The sequence below is a fragment of the Corynebacterium sp. HMSC035E02 genome, from assembly GCF_001836065.1.
In the GTDB taxonomy this organism is placed as follows: Bacteria; Actinomycetota; Actinomycetes; order Mycobacteriales; family Mycobacteriaceae; genus Corynebacterium; species Corynebacterium hiratae.
The window spans coordinates 1-16,229 of the sequence record NZ_KV827376.1; the positions used below are offsets into that span (position 1 = coordinate 1).

A 16,229-nucleotide genomic window follows, 5' to 3' on the forward strand; every position below is an offset into this window, starting at 1 on the left:
CCGTGTCCAAAAACTCCATAGACATCACACGAGAAACCTAGTAACCGCCGTTGGCCTCCGCGTAGGCGGCGGCGTGTTCCAGAATCTCGTCTGCTAGCTCCGGGCGGCAGATCAGCAGATCCGGGATGAAGGTGTCCTCGTTATTGAACTTGATGGGGGAGCCGTCCAGACGCGAGCAGTGCAGGCCCGCAGCCAAAGCCACGCCCACCGGGGCGGCCTGGTCCCACTCGTACTGGCCACCGGCGTGGATATAACCGTCATAGTCACCCAAGAGCACGTGGATGGCCTTCGCGCCTGCGGAGCCCGCGCCTACCGTCTCAAAGCCCATCTTCTCCGCGACGTAATCCGCCACCTTCGGCGGGCGGTTGCGGGAAACCACGAACTTCTTCGACAGCGGGCCGGTCACCGCGCGCACGTCGGAAGACTTAAAAGTCACGCCCATGTCCGGCATGCCGACTGCCGCGTGGGTAGGGGTGCCGTTTTCGACCAGCGCGATGTGGACGGCCCAGTCCTGGCGGCCGGTGGCGAACTCCTTGGTGCCGTCGAGCGGGTCAATGATCCACACGCGTTCCTTCTTCAAGCGGCTCAAGTCATCGGCAGCTTCCTCCGACAGGACGCCATCCTGCGGGCGGTGCTGCTCTAGGACGCGGGCGATCCATTCCTGAGCGGCCTCATCACCGGCATCACCCAGCGCCAAGCCGCGCAGCAGGCCACCGTTGCGTACGCCTTTGAGGATCTCGCCGCAGCCTTCGGCGAGGGAGTTGGTTAGACGGGAATCAGAAATCTCAACGGTCATAGTGACCAGATTAGCGCGCGCGATAGAGTAGGGCATGTCTAAAAACGTTCTGGCGAAGTTCCGCCCGCAGGTGGCCGGTTGGTTCCAGGACGTTTTCGCCGCCCCCACCCCAGTACAAGAACAAGCGTGGCAGGCTATTTCCGGTGGTGCGAATGCACTGGTTGTCGCGCCAACCGGTTCCGGTAAGACGCTCGCGGCTTTCCTGTGGGCCCTGAATTCCTTGGTGGAGCGCGAAGGCCAGACCGCGCTGCCGCTGAGCAATGAGCCTTCCCGCGAGGGCGCGCATGATGGCGTGAGAGTGCTGTATATCTCACCACTCAAGGCTTTGGGTGTGGACGTCGAGAACAATTTGCGCGCCCCGCTCAACGGCATCGCCCGCACCGCCGAGCGGCTGGGCCTGGAGGTGCCGGATATCACCGTCGGCGTGCGCTCAGGCGATACCCCGCAGACTGAGCGCGCCCGCCAGGTGCGCAAGCCACCGGACATCCTCATCACCACGCCGGAATCGGCCTACCTCATGCTCACCTCCAAGGCAGCGGGGATTTTGAAGACCGTGGATACCGTCATCATCGACGAGATCCACGCCTTGGCCGGCACCAAGCGCGGCGTGCACCTGGCGCTGACCTTGGAGCGCCTCGGGCTCATCGCCGGGGAGTTTCAGCGCATTGGTTTGTCGGCGACGGTGCGCCCGCTGAGTGCTGTCGCCAACTTCTTGGGTGGCGACCGCCCCGTGGATATCATCGCGCCACCGGCGAAGAAGCGATGGCAGCTCGACGTCCACGTGCCGGTCGAGGACATGTCGGACCTGCCCACCCCGGAGCAAGGCTCGCCCATCGGGGAGGCGACTGTCGACGACCCCCTGGGCATCACCGAAGGCCCCCAAGACGCGGTACGCGTGCACGCGTACCGCAAGGAAGAAGGCGGGGTGGGAGACTCCGCCCTGCCCACGGCGAAGTCCATCTGGCCCTTCATCGAGGAAGAGCTTTACGCCGAAGTCATGGAGCACCGCTCCACCCTCGTCTTCGTCAACTCGCGCCGCACCGCCGAGCGACTTACCAGCCGGCTCAACGAGCTCTATGCCCAGGAACACGATCCAGATTCCTTGAGCCCAGCCACCCGGCGCGACCCGGCCCAACTGATGAAACAGGTCGACGTCGCCGGGAAGGCACCTGCCGTTATCGCCCGGGCGCACCACGGTTCGGTGTCCAAGGACGAGCGCGCGCTGACGGAGACGATGCTCAAGGAAGGCACGCTCAAGGCCGTGGTTGCCACGAGCTCCCTGGAGCTGGGCATCGACATGGGCGCGGTGGAGCTGGTGGTGCAGGTGGAATCGCCGCCCTCGGTGGCCTCGGGCCTGCAGCGCGTGGGCCGCGCCGGGCACTCCGTCGGCGCGGTCTCGCACGGATCCTTTTATCCCAAGCACCGCGCGGATCTCGTGCAATCAGCACTCACCGTCGCCCGCATGGAGGAGGGCCTCATCGAGGAAATGCACTCCCCGCGCAACCCGTTGGATGTCTTGGCACAGCAGACGGTGGCGGCGGTGGTGGCGTCGGCAAGCGCGGGCACGAGTGAGGGACTAGAGGCCGACACATGGTACGACACCGTGCGCCGCGCCTGGCCTTATAAGGACCTGGCGCGCGAGGTTTTCGACTCCGTGCTGGACCTGGTGAGTGGTGTGTATCCCTCGACGGATTTTGCGGAGTTGAAACCGCGGGTGGTCTATGACCGTGTGACGGGCGTGCTGACCCCGCGCCCCGGCGCACAGCGTGTGGCGGTGACCAACGGCGGCACCATTCCGGACCGCGGCATGTTCGGGGTGTTCCTGGTGGGAACTGGTGAGGCCGGTTCCGCGCCGCGCCGCGTGGGTGAGCTCGATGAGGAAATGGTCTATGAAACCCGGGTGGGGGACATCTTCACCCTCGGCGCAACGAGCTGGCGCGTGGAGGAGATTACGCGTGACCAAGTGCTGGTGACACCCGCGCCGGGGCATACGGGGCGTTTGCCTTTCTGGAACGGTGACCAAGCTGGGCGGCCCTATGAGTTAGGCAAGGCGCTGGGCGCATTCCGGCGTGAGGCGCACGCGGATGCGTCTATCGTGCGCGACGCTGACGAGAACGCGCGGCGTAATATCTCCGCCTACCTGCAGGAACAGAACGAGGCCACCGGGCTCATCCCGGATGAGAAGACGCTGCTGCTGGAGCGTTTCACGGATGAGCTGGGGGATTGGCGCGTGCTGTTGCACACCCCGTTTGGCCGGCCGGTGAATGCGGCGTGGGCGCTGGCGGTGGGGCAGCGCGTGGCGGAGCGTACCGGGATGGATGCGCAGGCCGTGGCGGGCGATGACGGCATCGTGCTCCGCCTGCCGCAGGGGGAGGCGGACCCGGATGCCGCGCTGTTCCTGTTTGATGCTGATGAGATCGCGGACATCGTCACCGACCAGGTGGGAAACTCCGCGCTCTTTGCTTCTCGTTTCCGGGAGTGCGCGGCGCGAGCGCTGCTTCTGCCGCGGCGTAACCCGGGCAAGCGCGCGCCTTTGTGGCAGCAGCGCCAGCGCGCGGAGCAGCTTCTCGACGTCGCCCGCAACTACCCTTCTTTCCCCATCATCCTGGAGACCGTGCGCGAGTGCGTGCAGGATGTCTATGACCTGCCGGCGCTCACGGAGGTCATGCGGGAGCTGGCGCACCGCCGCATCCGCATCGCTGAGGTCACCACGGAGCAGCCTTCGCCCTTTGCGTCTTCGCTGCTGTTCAACTACACCGGCGCGTTCATGTATGAGGGCGACTCGCCGCTGGCGGAAAAGCGCGCGGCGGCCTTGGCATTGGACCCGGCGTTGCTGGCGAAGCTGTTGGGGACGGTGGAGCTGCGCGAGCTTCTCGACGGCTCCATCATCGCCGAGGTTCATGCCCAGCTACAGCGCACCACCCCGGAGCGCCAGGCGCGCACCACCGAGGAGGTCGCGGACCTGCTGCGCGTGCTGGGCCCCATCCCGGTCGATGAGTTCGGCGCGCACGCCACGGTGCCATTGAGTGCACTCGATACGCTCGGTGCGCGGATCATGCAGGTGCGCATCAACGGCTGCGAGCACGTGGCGCAATCATTGGATGCGCCGCTGCTTCGCGACGGCCTGGGCATCCCCGTCCCGCCCGGCATCCCCGCCCAGCAGGCCACGATTACCGATGCCGTGGATCAGCTGGTCAGTCGCTGGGCGCGCACGCGCGGGCCGTTTGTGGCGCGCGATGTGCAGGAGGCCTTTGGCCTCTCGGCTGCGGTGGCGCACTCGACGCTCAACGGTCTGGACTCCATCCTGGCGGGGCACTACCGGCAAGGCGTGGAGGAGCAGGAATACTGCGCGGCTGAAGTTCTCAAGGTCATCCGCTCGCGCTCGCTGGCGGCAGCCCGGGCGGCCACGCAGCCGGTCTCGCCTGCGGCCTTCGCGCGCTTCCTCCCGGACTGGCAGCAGGTGGCCGCGGTAGGTCGGCGCCCTGTGCTGCGCGGGGTGGACGGCGTCTTTGCCGTCATTGAGCAGCTGGCCGGCGTGCGCCTGCCGGCCTCTGCCTGGGAGAGCCTTATCTTGCCTGCGCGAGTGGGGGATTATTCGCCGACGATGCTGGATGAGCTCACCGCCAGCGGCGAGGTTCTCATCGTGGGCGCGGGTAAGGCTGGCTCCAACGACCCGTGGATCATGCTGCTGCCGGCGGACTATGCCGCGCAGCTTGCCCCGCAGGTTTCTGCGGAGGAAGCGGGCTTGTCCATGCTGCAAACCCAGCTGCTGGAGGCCTTGCAGGGCGGCGGCAGCTACCTCATTTCCGATATCCAACCGCAGCTGAGCGGTACGGCCGAGGAGGTTCGCGAGGCCCTCTGGGGTCTGGTGGAGGCAGGGCTAGTCAGCCCCGATTCCTTCGCTCCTATCCGCGCGCACTTGGTGACGGGGAACGCGGGGCGTACGGCGCATCGCGCGCGGCGTCGGCCATCGCGCTCGCGCCTGCGCATGGGGCGCACGTCCTTTGCGCAATCGCTCAATGTGTCTGGTGCGCAGGCCGCACCAGACGTGGTGGGGCGGTGGTCGCTATCCGTTCCCGCGGCCACGGATGCAACGTCGCGCTCCATCGCGCACGGCGAGGCCTGGCTGGACCGCTACGGCGTGCTTACCCGTGGCTCTGTGGTTGCCGAGGACGTCCTGGGAGGTTTCGCCCTGGCCTATAAGGTGCTCTCCGGTTTCGAGGAATCCGGCAAGGCGATGCGCGGCTATGTCATTGAAGGACTGGGTGCCGCGCAGTTCTCCACACCCGCGGTCATTGACCGCCTGCGCGGGGTGGATGATTCGCCGGACGTCACCGGTTGGCCCTCCGGAACCCGCGAGCCGCAGGCCTATGTCCTGGCCGCGACCGACCCTGCCAACCCCTATGGTGCGGCGCTGCCCTGGCCCACTACCGATGCCGGCGAATCCGCGGCCCGCCCCATCCGCGCCGCGGGTGCCTTGGTGGTGCTCATGGATGGACTGCCGGTGGCTCACCTGACCCGGGGCGGAAAGACGTTGACCACGTTCTTCAACGCTTTGCCCGAGGGAATCGAGCGCACCGAGGTACTAGCCGCAGTGCTTGCAGGCCTCAACGAGCTGGTGGCCGCCGGGCGCTTGAACAAGCTGGTCATTGAGAAAGCGAACGGGCGGCCCATCTTCGAGTCGAAGCTGGGCGGTGAGCTGCGCGCACTGGGCGCGGCACTGACCCCGAAGGGCGTGCGGATTACTGGCTCTGCCCACACCGCCTCTTCCGGCCGTGCAGGACAGCACGGCAAATCTGGAGAAGCCACGCGCTCCGCTGAACCTTACCGTCCCGCACGTCGCGGTGGGCGCCGCGCCGTCGAGGCGATGGAGGAGCTGTCCTTCGATGATCCGGAGGATTCCACTGAGTCTGGTGGCCCATCGACTACGCCGGGAAGCCCAGGTGGTTTCCGCCCGCGCCGTCGACGCCGCTGAATGTTAAACCTCAGCGTTTGGGTGTGGGCATTTCAGAGGCCTAACCTCAGAAGTTGATAGCCCAATAGAAAAAGGAGTCTTGTTTCCATGCGGCTAAAGCGCCAACTGCCCAACGTGTCCGAGCTCAAGAACCTCATGCGGTTCGAAGCACCCAACCTCGACCGCCGGACAGCACGCCTGGCAGAGGCCGCTGATGTGTGGGATCTGCGCAAGATTGCCAAGCGCCGCACACCCAAGGCTGCCTTCGACTACGTCGACGGTGCCGCCCGCGATGAGGTCAGCTACCGCGAATCCCGCGATTTCTTCCGCGACGTTCGCCTCATGCCCAACGTGCTCAATGGTGCGCACGACATCTCCTTGAGCACCGAGATCGCCGGAGAGCCCGCGGCCCTGCCTTTCGGCATCGCGCCGACCGGCTTTACCCGCTTCATGCATGCCGAAGGCGAGGACGCTGGTTCCCAAGCCGCCCGCGACGCAGGCATCCCGTTCACGCTCTCCACGATGGGCACGCGCTCGGTGGAGGAGGTCGCGGCGTCGCAAGGCACTAGCGGGCGCCGCTGGTTCCAGCTTTACCTGTGGAAGGACCACTCCGCCTGTCAGGAGCTCATCGAGCGCGCGGCGGCTAACGGCTATGACACCCTGGTGGTCACCGTGGACACGCCCGTAGCCGGGCAGCGCCTGCGCGATACCCGCAACGGAATGCGCATCCCGCCGCGCCTGACCGCAGGCACCGTCTTCGATGCCGCATGGCGCCCCGAGTGGTGGTTCAACTTCCTCACCACGGACCCGGTCACCTTTGCCTCCCTGACCTCGACCACCGGCACACTAGGCGAGCTGGTCAACACCATGTTTGACCCAGGCCTCAACTTCGAGGACCTAGCGTGGATTCGCAAGCAGTGGACGGGCAAGCTCTTCGTCAAGGGAATCGTCAACCCCGAGGACGCCCGCAAGGTCATCGACCTTGGCGCCGACGGCATCGTGGTCTCCTCCCACGGCGGGCGCCAGCTCGACCGCGTGGTCAACACCCTCCAAGCCCTTGAGGCCGTGCGCGCGGAGGTAGGCCCGGACGTGGAAATCATCTACGACTCCGGCATCATGTCCGGCGTCGACATCGCCATTGCGCTGTCTCTGGGTGCGGATTTCGTCCTCATCGGCCGCGCCTACCTCTACGGGCTGATGGCCGGCGGCAAGGAAGGCGTCGACCGCGTCATTGAGCTGCTCGCGGAGGAGTTCAAGAACACCCTCCAGCTGCTCGGCGTGAAGAAGATCGAAGACCTTTCCCGCCAGCACGTGGTCACCCCGTGGGAGCCGGGTGCGCTGGCATTCGGTGAAGGAAGGAACACGCCGGTAGAGTAGGCACCCGTTTGGTGAGGAGGTTCTGCTGTGCCCGAGGGTGATTCCGTACTGCAGCTGTCGAATCGGCTGCAGTTCATGGAAGGCCGGCGCGTAACCTCCTCCTCCCTGCGCGTGCCGCGCTATGCCACCGTGCGTTTCGACGGGCTGGTGTGCGAGGAAGTCTGGCCCTATGGCAAACACCTCTTCATGGATTTCGGCGGCGAGCTCATCCTGCATACCCACCTCAAGATGGAAGGCACGTGGGCCATCCACTACGCCGGGGACCGCTGGCGCAAGCCCGGCCACAGCGCCCGCGTGGTGCTGCAGATGGAAAACACCCCGCGTGATATTGAGCTGGTGGGGCACTGGTTGGGGCTGGTGGAGGTTTTCCCCACCCGCGAGTTTGAGCAGCGCATGGCGCACCTAGGCCCCGACATCCTCGCGCCAGAATGGGCGGAAGGCGGCTTTGAGGAGGCCGTACACCGCATCGAGTTGCGCCCCGAGCGCAGCATCGGCGCGGCCCTCCTGGACCAGCGCAACGTGGCAGGCTTGGGCAACGAATACCGCGCCGAGGTCTGCTTCCTGGCCGGCGTTCATCCAGCAACACCTGTAGCGCTTGTCGACGTCCCCCAGATCCTCACCATCTCCCGCCGCCTCATCTGGGCCAATCGAGACTCGCCGGTACGTGTGACCACCGGCGTGAAAAGGGCAGGGGAGACCACCTATGTCTTCGGACGCAACCGTCAGCGCTGCCGACGCTGCGGCACGCTCATTGAGAAATCCACGCTGGGTGGTGTGGACGCCGGCGGCGATGAAGGGGAGTTAGAGCGCATCATCTGGTGGTGCCCGCACTGCCAGCCGCGTCGCTAGGCTGGGATGCATGAAGATCATTTTGAACATCATCTGGTTGGCAACTGGTGGCCTTGTCCTCGCACTGGGCTACTTCCTCCTCGGCATCCTGGCCTGCATCCCCGTCGTGACGATTCCTGCCGGTGTGGCCTCGATGCGTATGGCGAATTTCGCGCTGTGGCCCTTTGGGCGCTCCGTCATTCAACCGGTCAAAGGCACCGGTGGCATGTCTCGGTTCTCTAACGCTGTCTGGTTCCTTGTCGCTGGCCTGTGGTTGGCTATCGGCCACGTCACCACTGCAGCGGCGCAGGCAGTGACCATCGTGGGCATCCCGGTGGCTCTGGCCAACCTGAAGATGATCCCGGTGACGTGCTTCCCGTTCGGCCGCAAGATTGTGGACTCTGACCACATTCCGTTCGGCTGGGAGTCGATGATCAAGCTCTAAAATCTCTGTCTCCGGTTGCGGGGTTGCCTAGGGTGCTTTAGTGTTCTGAGGCATGGGGGATTTAGAGACCTATTTCTCCTACCGCAACTCGGGGATTTCTTTGGTGGAGCAGGCGGTAGGAGGCGAGGAACGCTTGCGCGCACTCGGCGCTTCACCTGCCGATGCCGCCGAATTGGCTGGCTTGAACCACATCTACTTCGGCGCTACCAAGTTCACGGGTAAGCAACGCACTGCCCGCAGCCGAGCCGCCGAACAGCGCCATGATCTGGCCACGTTAAGCCTCATTGAGTCCTACACGAAGAAGCTGAAGAACCAGCTGCATGCCTGGAACCTACGGATCAAGCTCGCCGGCACATCAGCATTGAACATCCCAGCCGTGGCGGCCAAGCGCTTAAAAGAGCTCAAGCCCAAACGCGTGCCCACACCTGGTGTGCGCATGACCTATCGCGCTGATGGTCCGCACTCGCTGACCATTACCGATGACCCCATGACCGTGACCGAGATGCGCGGCGTGCTGGAATCCATCAACCAGAACAACCTGCTGGAAGCAGCCAACCACGTCTTCTTCAACAAATCCCATGGCGGAACCAAACCAGCCGTGCTCACCAGCGTCGTTGTCACCTTGGACAAGCTCGACAAGATTGTGAGCGGCGACGGCGATGACATCGTCCTTGAGCTGACCAATGGCGGCCGCATGACCGGCACGGAATTTCTGAACTATAAGTTTGCCGAGATCGGCTACGTAACCCTCATCCACCCCACGATCGGGCCGGTATGGCTGCACCGGATGAAGCGCTTAGCCGGGTTTGAGCAGCGCATGATGGCCAGTGCCGAACATCCGACCTGTGCCAGGAAGGGATGCAATAAGCCCGCTGATTATGCTCAGGTGCATCACCTTGTGCCGTGGAAGGCAGGAGGGGCTACCAACCCGCCGAACCTGACCATGTTGTGCGCCTATCACAACGGCATTAATGACGATGACCCGGAGAAACCAACAGGTGCTGGCTACGTGTTTAGGATTCGCGGCGATGTGGACTACATCCCTCCCTGGGGAGAACCGATAACCGCCCAGGCTGCGTATCAAGCCGCGCAACGCGGACTTGGACCGCCCGGCGGGTAAACCGCCGCGCGGGCGAGCCCACAGGGGCCGCCCGACAGGTAGATCGTCACGTGGACGCCCACAGGGCCTCCGCGGCGTTGGCGATCCCACATGTCGATTGCGCGTCAAAAACGGGTGAACCCCCGGCCGTTTGGCCGGGGGGACGTCGCCAAGCAGTGCTTAGCGGTGGTTGCGGTACCAGCCGATCAGAGCATCGGTGGAACCGTCGCCGGATGCGGCCTCCTCCTTGCCGGAGACTGCCGGTGCCAGGTCATTGGCCTGCTGCTTGCCCAGCTCCACGCCCCACTGGTCGAAGGAATTGACATCCCAGATGATGCCCTGGGTGAACACGATGTGCTCGTAGAGCGCGATCAGCGCGCCGAGGGTCTGCGGGGTGAGCTCCTCCGCCAGAATCGTGGTGGTGGGGCGGTTGCCCGGCATCACCTTGTGCGGAACGAGGGCTTCGTCTACGCCCTCAGAGGCAATCTCTTCCGCCGTCTTACCAAAGGCCAAGACCTTGGTCTGCGCGAAGAAGTTGCCCATGAGCAGGTCATGCATCGAACCGGTGCCGTCGGCGGTGGGGAAGTCCTCCTTCGGGCGGGCAAAGCCGATGAAGTCCGCCGGGATGAGGCGGGTGCCCTGGTGCATGAGCTGGAAGAAAGCGTGCTGGCCGTTGGTGCCCGGCTCGCCCCAGTAAATCTCACCGGTGCCGGTGGTGACAGCGGTGCCGTCGCGGCGCACGGATTTGCCGTTCGACTCCATGGTCAGCTGCTGCAGGTAGGCGGGGAAGCGGCCGAGGTCCTCGGAGTAGGGCAGCACCGCGTGGGTCTGCGCGCCGAAGAAGTTGGAGTACCACACACCGAGCAGACCCATCAGCGCCGGAACGTTCTGCTCCAGGGGCGCGGTGCGGAAGTGCTCATCCATGGCGTGGAAGCCCTCGAGGAAACGCATGAAGTCCAGCGGGCCGATGGTGCACATCAGGGACAGGCCAATGGCGGAGTCGACGGAGTAGCGGCCACCCACCCAGTTCCAGAAGCCAAACATGTTCTGGGTGTCGATGCCGAACTCCGCGACCTTCTCCGCGTTGGTGGACACCGCAACGAAGTGCTTGGCGACGGCCGACTCGTCACCATCAAACTGCTCAATCAGCCAGCGGCGTGCGGCGTGAGCGTTGGCCAGGGTTTCCTGGGTGGTGAAGGTCTTGGAGGCCACGATGAAGAGGGTGGAGCCGGCGTCGAGGCCGTCGAGAGTCGCGGCGAGATCCGCCGGGTCGACGTTGGAGACGAACTCCGCGCTAATGCCCGCCACTTCGTAGGAGCGCAGGGCCTTCGCGGCCATGGCCGGGCCCAAGTCGGAGCCGCCGATGCCGATGTTGACCACCTTTTTGATGGTGTGTCCGGTGTGGCCAAGCCACTTGCCGGAGCGCAGCGCAGTGGCGAAGTCGCGCATGCGGCCCAGCACCTCGTGGACGTCGGCAGCGACGTCCTGGCCGTCGACGCTCAAGTCCTTCTCCACGGGCAGGCGCAGCGCGGTGTGCAACACGGCGCGATCCTCGGTGTTGTTGAGGCGCTCGCCGGCGAACATTGCGTCGCGGCGCCCCTTGACGTCGGCAGCCCGGGCGAGGTCCACCAGTGCGGTGACTACTTCCTCATCGATGAGGTTCTTCGACAGATCCACGTGCAGGCCCGCGGCGTCGAAAGAATAGTCTGCGGCGCGGGAAGCGGAGTTAGCAAAAAGCTCACGCAGGTTGAGGTCCTTCTTGCTTTCAAAAAGCGAGGTGAGCGCGGCCCACTGCGGCTGAGCGGTGATGTCCATTGCAAAAGCCTTTCTGGCAGGTAGCAGACATGAAACTTACTGTGTCCACCGTAGTCCAGAAATCCCTTCGCTGCCGAGGCAGAAGACCGTACTGCGTTGAGCTAGGAGTAGAGCTTCAGGTTGAATTGCTCCATCGTGTTTCCGATCTCCATGGCACCAGTTTCGGGGCCGGTGTAATCATCGTAGTTGCCAAAGGACAAGACACCTACCGCGTACAGTTTGCCGTCGATGGAAGCGTAGACAGGACCGCCGCTATCTCCGGGTACGCTCTCGCTGCCAAAGGTGAAGAGTCCTTGGTTTTCGAAGCGGTCAATGAAATCGTCGCAGGCAGCGCCTCCCGCGGAACCGGCAAAACACATCGTGGGCTTCTTGTGCGTGACATCCTCGAGGCTCATCCAACCGGCCAAAGGCGCATTGAAGGCCGGTGCGGTAGATACTTCGGCGGCTGGGTTGGACACTTCGATCAGTGCAATGTCGGCCGAGTTGATGCTATCGGTGTTGGTGTTGCGGGCCTTCTTCACCATCTGGCCTATCTCTACCGTACTGCCGGATTGATCCTCATAATAGAAGGTGTCGCCCGTGTCCCCGCAGTGCCCGGCGGTGAGGATAAAGAGGCGCTGCCCATCGCCAGCGAAATGACCGGTGGAGCACCGGCCACCGTTTGTGCCGTTGTAGATGGGCGCACCCGGCGTCAACACCCCCAGGCTCATGAAGTAATCGGCAGCTTCAGGAGCTATCAGGTTACGTCGGGGCTCCGGTCGCTCCGCTTGAGGGATTTCGATGGTGTTATCCCAGAGCGCATCGCCGTCGAGGGGCTCCTCGAAGCCTTGCGTTGTTCCGGATGCTGCGGAACCCTGCCTGCGGTCGGAGTTGCTGACGGCGGGAAGATTGAGCGTCGTGGTGGAAATGGTGGTCCCAGCGGAAGAAGAGGTGCCGCAGGCGGATAACACGAACGCAGCGGTGGCCGCGGCGAGAATCGCAGCCAGGCGAGAGGAAAAGCGCATGGCGCGAGCCTAACCCACCGCATGTTTAAGGGCGCGTGGGCTGGGGACTAGTCCGTGCGGCGTTTGATCAGCCGAGCTTGCCGCGGCCTAAGCGCAGGAGAGCGGAGGCGATAGCGGGGCCTTCCTCCCCAAGCTCGTCGCGGAACTCGTTGAGGATCGCGATTTCGCGGGTATGCACCAAACGGGTACCGCCTGAGCTCATTCGCGTCTTACCAATGGTGCGCGAAATGTCGGTGCGGCGCTTGATGGCGTCGAGAATAACGCGGTCGAGGCGGTTGATCTCTTCGCGGTAGCGCTGAATCTCGGCATCACTCAGCGGGTCATCGGTGCCCGACGGCATGCGAATGTCGAGCCCATTGTCCACGACGTTGGGGTCTTGGTGCTCGGGGCTCAAGCCAGAGTCTGCGTTGCCAGGATGTGAAGAGCTCATGACATCAGATTGTGCCACCACGGCGGGAGAAAAGGGGAATTACCAGCTTTCACGTCGACCAGAAGTGCGGTGAGGGGCAATGTCCGGTGGTGCTAGTAGGTTGGAGAGCATTATGAATAACAAATCTCCTTTCGTCCCCCGTTCGTCTTCCGATTCTTCCGCCGGCGGCCTGTTTCCTGTGCCCGAGAGCAACGTCGACGCCCCTTCCGGTCAGGGCTCTGATCCGTTGCTCGAGGGCTTAAATCCGCAGCAGGAAGAGGCCGTGAAACATTCGGGCTCGCCGCTGCTTATTGTGGCCGGCGCGGGCTCGGGCAAGACTGCAGTGTTGACTCGCCGCATTGCGTACCTTATGCGGGAGCGCGGGGTGGCCCCCTGGCAGATCCTCGCCATTACCTTTACCAACAAGGCAGCCGCGGAGATGAAGGAGCGCGTCGGCCAGCTTGTCGGCCCCGTCGCGGAGCGGATGTGGGTGTCCACCTTCCACTCGATTTGCGTGCGTATCTTGCGCAATAACGCCCAGCTCGTACCGGGCTTGAACACGAATTTCACCATTTATGACGGCGATGATGCCCGCCGGCTGCTCACCATGATTGCGAAGGACATGCAGCTGGATCTGAAGAAGTATTCGGCGCGTGTTCTGGCTAATCAGATTTCCAACCGCAAGAACGAGCTCATCTCCCCGGAGCAGGCGCGCGCGGAGGCAGAGAGGACGAAGAATCCTTTCGAGCTCACCGTGGCGAGCGTGTACGAGGAATATCAGCGCCGCCTGCGCGCGGCGAACGCGGTGGACTTCGATGACCTCATCGGGGAAGTAGTGCGCATCTTTAATCAGCACCCGCAGGTGGTGGAGTTTTATCGTCGCCGCTTTAAGCACGTGCTTATCGACGAATACCAGGACACCAACCACGCGCAGTATGCATTGGTCTCGGCTTTGGTGGGCCGGGGCGAGCTGCCGCCGGATGCTCCGGAACTGTGCGTGGTGGGTGATTCGGATCAGTCGATTTATGCCTTCCGCGGAGCCACCATCAGGAATATCCAGGAGTTCGAGCGGGATTACCCGCAGGCGCACACGATTTTGCTGGAGCAAAACTACCGTTCGACGCAGACCATTCTGAACGCGGCGAACGCGGTCATCGCGAAGAATGAGGGCCGCCGCGAGAAGAACCTGTGGACCGCCCACGGCCAGGGCGAACAGATCGTCGGCTACGTGGCGGATAATGAGCACGATGAGGCACGGTATATCGCCTCGGAGATTGATTCCCTGGCGGATAAAGGTACGGCGTATTCCGATATTGCGGTGATGTACCGCACCAACAATGCCTCCCGCGCGCTGGAGGATATTTTCGTGCGCTCGGGCATCCCGTACAAGGTGGTCGGTGGCACGCGCTTCTATGAGCGTCGCGAGATCCGGGACATGGTGGCCTACTTGCGCATCATGGATAATCCGGATGACACCGTGAGCCTGCGCCGAATCATTAACGTGCCGAAGCGCGCTATTGGTGATAAAGCGCAGGCGCAGATCGCCCTGCACGCGGAGAACCTTGGCGTGAGCTTTGGTGCTGCTCTCCGTGATGCGGCGGAGGGCAAAGTAGCCGGACTCGGCACGCGGGCAGTGAATGCCGTAACCAAATTCAACGAGATGATGGAAGGCGTACGAGCGCAGATCCCGGGCATGGTCAATGAGGTGACGGGCCAGCCGGATTTGGGGGAGTTGCTCAACGCGCTTCTTGACGCCACCGGCTACCGCGCGGAGCTCGAGAACTCCAACGATCCGCAGGATGGTGCGCGCCTGGATAACCTCAACGAGTTGGTCTCGGTGGCCCGCGAGTTCAGCTCTGAGGCCGCTAATGAGATGGCATTCATGGGTGCGGACGCAGAAGAAGCACCCGAGCTAGCAGAAGGTGAAGCCGCGCCGGGCTCGCTTCAGGCGTTCCTTGAAAAGGTCTCACTCGTGGCGGATGCGGACCAGATTCCGGACCACGAATCCGGGGTGGTCACGCTGATGACGCTGCACACTGCGAAGGGCCTTGAATTCCCCGTCGTCTTCCTCACTGGCTGGGAGGACGGACAGTTCCCGCACATGCGCTCCCTGGGTGACCCGAAGGAGCTGAGCGAAGAACGCCGCCTTGCCTACGTGGGTATTACGCGTGCTCGGGAACAGCTCTACCTCACGCGCGCGATTCTTCGTTCGTCCTGGGGTAACCCGGTGACGAACCCGGCCAGTCGCTTCCTCGCCGAGGTCCCAGAGGACCTCATCGACTGGCGCCGTGAAGAACCAGACAGCTCGCTGTCTGGCGCGTGGGGCGGAGATGATTCCTACCAATACGGGCGAACCTTTGGCTCGGATAGCGGGTTCTTCCGTGGAGGCGGCTATGGCTCGCGGAGCGCTGCGTCTTCCCCTTCGCAGCGCTCGCGCAAGCCGGCCTCGGCAACGTCGATGCCGAAGAATAACCATCTCAATTTAGTTGTGGGGGACCGCGTCAACCACGCGAAATACGGGCTGGGCACGGTCATCGAGGCCTCCGGGACCGGCGCGCGGGCGACGGTCACCGTGGACTTCGGTTCAGCGGGCAAGGTTCGCCTCATGCTCATCGGCGGAGTGCCGATGGAAAAGCTCTGATGCTTTAGATGAGGATGCCGCGCTCGCTGAACCAGTCCACCGGATCGACGGCCGCGCCGCCGCCCGGGTGAACCTCGAAGTGCAGGTGCGGGCCGGTGGAGTGGCCCTCGTTGCCGATGACGGAGATTTGGTCGCCGGCCTCGACGCGGTCGCCGACGTCGACCAGCAGCTGGTCGCTGGGCATGTGGCCATAGACGGTGATGGTGCCATCGTCGTGCTGGATGCGGATCCAGTTGCCAAAGCCTTGGGCAGCGCCGGAGGAAATGACCTCGCCGTCCATGACAGCGTAGATGGGGGTGCCAATGGGGTTTGCCACATCGATGCCGTTGTGGAAGGAACCCCACCGCGGGCCGAAGCCAGAGGTGAAAGTTCCGGAGGTCGGAAAGACCACGGTGTTACCGTCCGCGTCCTGGCCGCGAGTAGGGGTGAGGCCGGAGTGATCGCCCTGCGGGGCGAAGGCCTCGGCGAGACCAGGAATGCTGGAGGGATCGAGGGCGATCTCGAAGCCGTCCTGCGTGGTGTTGACCTCTGGGACGGATGCCCCGTTGAGGGCACCGGCTGTCGAAATGAGCAGCCCCGAGACGGCTTTGAAGAGGTCGGCCTTGGATTCTTCCTTGACTTCGACGTCGGCAGCGGACGGGTCCTTGGAGGACCCGTCGGAGACGTCCACGCTTGCTGCCGGTTCGGCGGCGAACGCTGGGGTCGTCACGGTGGCGGTGCTAACCGCCACGGCGGCGAGTGCGCTGAGCGTGCGCTTCATAACTTCACGTCCTTAAGTCCTGCTGTGGCCCGCTGGGTATGCGGCGGAAGCCTGTGAGCAATAGGGGAGCGGCCGTATCAGCCGCAGTGCGCCTTAAAGCC

Annotated in this window: 11 protein-coding genes; 6 read left to right on the forward strand and 5 right to left on the reverse strand. The window is 63.9% G+C overall.

Features of this window, described 5'->3' with window-relative positions:
• Window positions 1–37: 37 nt before the first annotated feature.
• The gene (locus HMPREF2635_RS11215; protein ID WP_198531364.1) at window positions 38–796 is read right to left on the reverse strand and encodes a 3'(2'),5'-bisphosphate nucleotidase CysQ; all 759 of its coding nucleotides are present in this window, start codon (window positions 794–796) and stop codon (window positions 38–40) included.
• 34 nt (window positions 797–830) lie between these two features.
• Between HMPREF2635_RS11215 and HMPREF2635_RS11220 the strand changes: the two genes are divergently transcribed.
• The 5 genes from HMPREF2635_RS11220 to HMPREF2635_RS11240 all read left to right on the forward strand — a co-directional run bounded on the left by HMPREF2635_RS11220 (window position 831) and on the right by HMPREF2635_RS11240 (window position 9,520).
• Complete coding sequence (locus HMPREF2635_RS11220) at window positions 831–5,771, forward strand: Lhr family ATP-dependent helicase (protein WP_070821775.1); 4,941 nt, start codon at window positions 831–833, stop codon at window positions 5,769–5,771.
• 87 nt (window positions 5,772–5,858) lie between these two features.
• Window positions 5,859–7,127 carry an alpha-hydroxy acid oxidase gene (locus HMPREF2635_RS11225; RefSeq protein ID WP_070510451.1) on the forward strand — a complete coding sequence of 423 codons (1,269 nt, stop codon included), beginning with the start codon at window positions 5,859–5,861 and terminating at the stop codon, window positions 7,125–7,127.
• Between the two features lie 27 nt (window positions 7,128–7,154).
• On the forward strand, window positions 7,155–7,976 hold the full coding sequence (locus HMPREF2635_RS11230; protein ID WP_070510449.1) for a DNA-formamidopyrimidine glycosylase family protein: 822 nt from the start codon (window positions 7,155–7,157) through the stop codon (window positions 7,974–7,976).
• 10 nt (window positions 7,977–7,986) lie between these two features.
• Window positions 7,987–8,400, forward strand: a complete 414-nt coding sequence (locus tag HMPREF2635_RS11235) for a YccF domain-containing protein (RefSeq protein ID WP_046646988.1) — start codon at window positions 7,987–7,989, stop codon at window positions 8,398–8,400.
• A gap of 52 nt (window positions 8,401–8,452) precedes the next feature.
• A complete protein-coding gene (locus tag HMPREF2635_RS11240) occupies window positions 8,453–9,520 on the forward strand; it encodes an HNH endonuclease signature motif containing protein (protein WP_070821776.1) in 1,068 nt (355 codons plus the stop codon).
• Window positions 9,521–9,679: 159 nt separating this feature from the next.
• Here the strand turns inward: HMPREF2635_RS11240 and pgi are convergent, their stop codons facing one another.
• The 3 genes from pgi to HMPREF2635_RS11255 form a co-directional block, all read right to left on the reverse strand.
• Window positions 9,680–11,314, reverse strand: a complete 1,635-nt coding sequence (gene pgi / locus HMPREF2635_RS11245) for a glucose-6-phosphate isomerase (protein ID WP_070821777.1) — start codon at window positions 11,312–11,314, stop codon at window positions 9,680–9,682.
• Window positions 11,315–11,415: 101 nt separating this feature from the next.
• The gene (locus tag HMPREF2635_RS11250; protein WP_070821778.1) at window positions 11,416–12,318 is read right to left on the reverse strand and encodes a trypsin-like serine protease; all 903 of its coding nucleotides are present in this window, start codon (window positions 12,316–12,318) and stop codon (window positions 11,416–11,418) included.
• Between the two features lie 67 nt (window positions 12,319–12,385).
• The gene (locus HMPREF2635_RS11255) at window positions 12,386–12,748 is read right to left on the reverse strand and encodes a chorismate mutase (RefSeq protein WP_070510536.1); all 363 of its coding nucleotides are present in this window, start codon (window positions 12,746–12,748) and stop codon (window positions 12,386–12,388) included.
• Between the two features lie 112 nt (window positions 12,749–12,860).
• Here HMPREF2635_RS11255 and pcrA point away from each other — a divergent pair, with 112 nt between their 5' ends.
• On the forward strand, window positions 12,861–15,368 hold the full coding sequence (gene pcrA, locus HMPREF2635_RS11260; protein ID WP_070821779.1) for a DNA helicase PcrA: 2,508 nt from the start codon (window positions 12,861–12,863) through the stop codon (window positions 15,366–15,368).
• Window positions 15,369–15,372: 4 nt separating this feature from the next.
• Here pcrA and HMPREF2635_RS11265 read toward each other — a convergent pair whose 3' ends face one another.
• Window positions 15,373–16,128 (reverse strand): M23 family metallopeptidase, encoded by a 756-nt coding sequence (locus HMPREF2635_RS11265; RefSeq protein WP_070821780.1) that lies wholly within the window; start codon window positions 16,126–16,128, stop codon window positions 15,373–15,375.
• Between the last annotated feature and the right edge of the window lie 101 nt (window positions 16,129–16,229).